Here is a 5,346-nt window from a genome sequence, read left to right as displayed (position 1 = left end):
CCACAAACTACGGGAAGAGAAGGGGATTACATTTACGGAGTTAGTTGATCAAGAAGAGGTAGAACTCCAAACAATATGGAGCGAAATATCTAAACAAATCGATTATTTAGAAGGGTGGTCCGTTTCACCTGAACTCTATCTCTCTTTATTTTCCTTTAGTAAATTAGTGATGTATAAAGATCTTGAAAATTACCGAGATTTGCTTGAAAGTCACCCTCTTATCCGTAAGATATCCGGAGTAGAAACTGATAATGACGATAATATAATTGATTTATCATCTGTGCCGGATGAGAGCAGTCTGGACCGTAAAGTGCCGTCCGAAGAATCCTATCAGGTTTTAGATGCGGATTATAGCCAACAGCAAGCAATCATTGCGGCCAAAAATGGTGTAAGTTTTGTTCTACAAGGCCCTCCGGGTACGGGGAAAAGCCAGACGATTTCGAACATCATTGCTGAATGCTTGGCGGTAAATAAAAAAGTTTTATTCGTATCCGAAAAAATGGCGGCCCTTGAAGTGGTTAAATCCCGTTTAGAGAGCGTTGGACTGGGTGAATTCTCGATGGAGTTACATAGCCATAAAGCTAATAAACGGTCGGTTTTGGATTCGTTTCAGCAGGTTATGGATAAACATCCGAACCGTAACCAAATTAAAAATGAACTTTATTCAAATATCAATCACTTAAGAGAGCAACTTAATACGTATTCTGAAAAACTGCATCAGATTCGTGAACCTTTCGGGAAGTCCGTTTATGAAATTCACGGAGTCTTAGCAAAACTTGATGAAATTGACGAAATGCTTTTTGATTTTGATATTAACGAGTCGACAAAGTTTGAATACACTCTGGATCTTTTAAATGAATTAGAGCGTTATCGTAACAAAATGATTTTAGTTGAACATGCCCCGATTTGGAAGGGGTTTAACAAGCAGGTTTATAGTCTGCAATTGGCATCCACCATGGATTCATTGCTTCAAGAGATTCTGAAAAGTATTAATGAACTTTGTCAATCAGTTCAAACCAGTCAACAAAAATTGGGATTAAGAAGTGAAACAATTGAAGACATTCGTCAAAATCAAACCATAATCGAAATGGCTAAATATTCACCTAATCCACCTCAACATTGGTTTAAGCAAGAAGCGATTCAAACAACTATCCAAGAAGCTAAGAAATATCAGGAGAAGATGTCGACCTTCTTGAAGGAGAAAAGGGCTTTGTCTCAATTGTACCACCCAGATATCTTAGAGAATGACTTATCGACCATCAATGATGAGTTGTTTGTTCGATCCGAAGACTTATTTAAATCATTTGGTTCTCAGGACCCAATAATACTTGTTCAAGAGCGGGATGTTTTCGAGAAAACCATTAAACAGGGAAGATATTCATTGCAGACTATTGAGGATTTACAATCTGTTACAGATGAATTTGGTCTGCCTCTCATTCAAAAGGTTGAGGACGTCCATCTTTTGAGTGTTTTCATGGAGACGATTTTGAAAAAGCCGAGCCCAACAAAACAATGGTTTCACGATTTAGAAGGAGTTCAAAAATCTGTTCAAGAAGCTAAACGAAGATTTTTGGCCTTGGAACAAAAGCAAGGTTTGTTACAGCAAAAATATGAACCTTCTATCCTGGAACTGGATTTGTTTACGCTACGACAAACGATTGAGACACAAGGGGCGGAACTTTTTCCTATGTTTGCCTCATCTAACAGGACAGATACAAAAGAAGATGAGGTTTTCAGCAAAAGGCTCTCAATCCAAGAGCGAATTGAAAAGTATTTAGCTCTACAGCAACAATTTGAACAAGTAGTACCTTATGTCTCTCAATTACTAGATACAGAACTGCCCAATGTAAAGTCAGTTACGAACATAAAATCGATGATAGAGCTGCTTTCTCAAGACCCGAGGCCGACACCGATATGGTTTCAAACCGAACGTCAGCACGATATTTATAGTTTTATTCAACAATCCAAGGACGTTCAAAAGAAATATCAACGGGAATTGTCGGCTACATTGGAGCTCTATGAAGAAGAAATTCTAGATGAAGAACGTATATTTGATATGCTAGAACGGTTTGAAACAACATATCAATCCCCTATGAGGGTTTTTAACGGAAACTTCAATCGAGATCGAAAATGGATAAGCTCAAAATTGAAACAAAAAACGAAATACGACTTCGATACACTAATTAAACATGTCCGCTCGGCTAAACGGGTGTTGGAGTACAAAAAATGGATGGACGAAAAACAATCCGATTTCCGCATTTATTTTGGAAGGCATTATAAGGAACATGAAACAGCATGGAATAGTATTGAGGAGTCATTTTATGCTTTACAAGAAATTCAACAGATGTTTCCAGCTTTCAAAGCACCAGCTTCTTTACAAGAGGTTCTGATTCAATCGGCTGGACCTTTGGAACATCTGATTTCGGAATATGGACGATTGAACTCCGCTTCAGCTAACATGCTAGAGGTGCTTCAATCCCTTCAAGGTGAGTTCCCAACCCTCTTTATTAAGTGGAATGCCCAACCTGTAGAACAATGGTCAATTATCGAAGTAACGAATGAATTGAAAGAGCTGCAGGTGAAATTGCAGAAATTTTATGGTAACACTAAACAACTATTAGATGTAAGAAAGCCTGGAACGGTTTCATATCTATCCCTACAGGATTTATTACAGGATACAGACTTAGCATTATCAATTGTTCAACTGAAAAATCAATTGATTGAACACGAGCCTCAGTTAAAAGAGGTTATAGGCTCTTGGTATCAAAAGGAACGCACGCCATGGGAAAGTGTTGAACAAGCACTCTCCGATGTAGAGAAGTTACAAACTTCCGCTACTTTTATTCCGGAACGCTTTCAGGCTCTTTTAATGGAGGATTCTTTCACGATTGGAGACCGATATAACGACTTAAAAAGAGCTTTACAACAATTGGAACTTACTATTAACATTTTGTTGGAGAAAGTCCCTCATTTATTCGATGATTTCCATCGAACAGAGGTCCTTAAGTGGAAAATGTCCTGCTTAACCACTAGCTTTGACTGGTTGCATGAGAACCTTGACCACTGGTATAAGGAATACGATTTAATTGGACGGTTCATTAAACGTGAATATCTAACTGTCTCAGAGCTGAAAATAGATTTGCAACAAGCTATTAATGTTCAGGAGCTAAAACAGCTTCTCGATACTGAATTAGACTCCTTAAAGGAAACCTTCGGCGATTATTTTTCAGGTTATACAACAAATTGGGAAATTATTTTTGATGCGTTAGCGTGGCTGGAAGAATGGATGCAATATTTTACGCATGGGCATGTGCCGGATACCCTCTTGGCATACATTTCAGAAGGTTCCACTCTAGAACAAAAACAAGAATTGTTTTCTGTTTATAAAAAAAGTGAAGAGGTTTTGAAACAACATGATCAACAATACGGACAATTAGTGACCTATTTTACAGAAGAAACCCTTAAGATAAAGGGAAATAGCTTACAAAAATGTCCACTTGATACTTATATTTCTTGGATTAATAAACGTGCTGATTCAATGGAGCAACTCGAGGAATGGATTCGTTATCAACGTTTGGAGAAGAAAATAAAAGATGCTCAACTGTCTTCTTTCTTGGAATATCTCGAAAAAGAAAAACCATCTAAAGGTTCCTTCTCTGAACTGTTTCAGAAAAGATTTTATCGAAAATGGTTGGATAGTGTTTATCAGGACGAAGAAATCCTCTATGATTTTGATGCGGAACGAGCTAATGAAACAATTCTTAATTTCCGTGAGTCTGATTTAAAGAGCCTAGAACAGAATGGGGAGCGGATACAAAAGATTTTGGAACAAAACCGTAAGCATGCCATTGATAGTCTCACCTATCGCCGGGAACTTGGGGTTTTGCTTCATGAAATTGGAAAAAAGAAACGCCATCTGGCGATTCGGAAATTAATATCACAAACTTCTGCTTTAGCCTTAGAAATTAAACCGTGCTTTCTGATGAGTCCTTTGTCGGTGAGCCAGTATTTAGATGCTAATGATATTTCATTTGATGTGGTCATCTTTGACGAGGCGTCCCAAATTTTCCCCGAAGATGCGATCGGTTCAATTATTCGAGCATCCCAAGTTATTATTGTAGGTGATAATAAGCAGCTACCACCAACAGACTTTTTTAAAGCGGGTGGAGCAGGTGAAGAATTTGAAGATGAAAATGAAGTAGAGTATGAGAGCATTCTTGATGAGTGCATGTATGTACTAGAGAATATGCGATTACGCTGGCATTATCGGAGTAGACATGAGTCACTAATTTCTTTTTCCAACTCGGCTTTTTATTCAAACAGTTTAATTACATTCCCTAGTGCTGAAAATGGTGATGAGTTAGGTGTTAAATTTGTTCATGTACCGGATGGATTGTATGACCGAGGCGGAACCCGAAGTAATCAGAGAGAAGCAGAAGTCACCGCTCAAATGGTATTCGAGCACTTCCGGAAATCCCCGGATCGTTCTTTAGGAGTCATTGCCTTCAGTGATGCGCAGGCAACTGAGATTCGTGACCAAATTGACCTTTTGAGAAGAAATAACTCCTCAATGGAGCAATTTTTTAAAGAAGGCCAAATGGATGAATTTTTTGTGAAGAGCTTGGAAAATGTACAGGGGGATGAACGTGATGTGATTTTCTTTAGTATTGGATACGGGAAAACACCTGATGGCAACCTTCATATGAACTTTGGGCCTTTAACCAAAAATGGGGGTGAGCGACGTTTGAATGTAGCAATAACTCGCGCCAAATATCATATTAAATTGATCAGTTCCTTATTGCCTCAGGATATTCCGTTGGGAAGGACAAAGAGCATTGGTGTTCATCGTTTACGAGATTACATGGAAATGGCTAGAAATGGACATCTTCCAACTTATTCATCTACAGACAACACCAAAATTTTCGATTCGCCATTCGAAGAAGATGTGTACGAAGCTCTTGTAAATATGGGATATGAGGTTCATACTCAAGTTGGAGCTTCGGGCTATAAAATTGATTTAGCGGTAGTAGACCCTAGTCGACCTGATTCATATCTGTGTGGCATTGAATGTGATGGTAAAACCTATCACAGTTCGAAAGTCGCTCGAGACCGAGACCGTTTACGCCAGCAAGTTCTTGAAAACTTGGGATGGAAAATTCACCGGATTTGGTCCCAAGAGTGGTTTAAGAAACGTAAATTTGAAATAACACGGCTTAAGAATTTATTAAGTAAGCTTGAAAGTGAATAAATAAGAACTAGAACAAGCCCTATACTCAAGAGAGATAGGGCTTTGTTATTTAGTGAATGATACTTTTTAATATATGTAACATCTGTCTCTTATACACA

Annotated in this window: 1 protein-coding gene; it reads left to right on the top strand. The window is 38.3% G+C overall.

Annotated elements, in window-relative coordinates; translation table 11 throughout:
• Positions 1–5,248 (top strand): AAA domain-containing protein (locus ACFVSH_RS22290; RefSeq protein ID WP_387707877.1); only part of this gene is annotated, 5,248 nt, incomplete at its 5' end.
• Positions 5,249–5,346 lie beyond the last annotated feature (98 nt).

The sequence above is a fragment of the Peribacillus sp. NPDC058002 genome (assembly GCF_042886655.1).
GTDB classification, from domain to species: domain Bacteria; phylum Bacillota; class Bacilli; order Bacillales; family DSM-1321; genus Peribacillus; species Peribacillus aracenensis.
The sequence above is the reverse complement of the archived record's forward strand: the minus strand, read 5'-3'. Positions and strand labels throughout refer to the sequence as shown.